This window comes from Halomonas sp. ND22Bw (assembly GCF_003011945.1).
Classification (GTDB): Bacteria; Pseudomonadota; Gammaproteobacteria; order Pseudomonadales; family Halomonadaceae; genus Halomonas; species Halomonas halophila.
The window spans coordinates 1-251 of record NZ_PXWD01001399.1 but is presented as its reverse complement, the minus strand read 5'-3'; the positions used below and the strand labels follow the sequence as shown (position 1 = coordinate 251).

Below are 251 nucleotides of genomic sequence, written 5' to 3'. Positions count from 1 at the left end.
AACAGCGGGGTGATCGCCGCCGTCCCGATCAGCAGCGCCCCGACCAGCAGAACCCGCGTCCGGCCCGACGCCCACCGCGGAGTGACGGCGTGGCCCTCGCCGTCGCGGGCCTGCCGCCAGCGCACCCAACCGTAGATCGACACCGCGATGAACATCACCTGACGACCGGCCTGCCCGAGCAGGTTCGCCGCATGCTCGGTGCCGAACAGGCTGCCGAGGAACACGGTGAGCAGCAGCAGATTGCCGACGAT

At 70.5% G+C, this 251-nt stretch carries 1 protein-coding gene; it reads right to left on the bottom strand.

Annotation, left to right across the window (positions count from 1 at the left end; all coding sequences use genetic code 11):
* A partial coding sequence (locus CVH10_RS22790) for a nicotinamide mononucleotide transporter (RefSeq protein ID WP_146143317.1) occupies window positions 1–251 on the bottom strand: 251 nt, incomplete at both ends.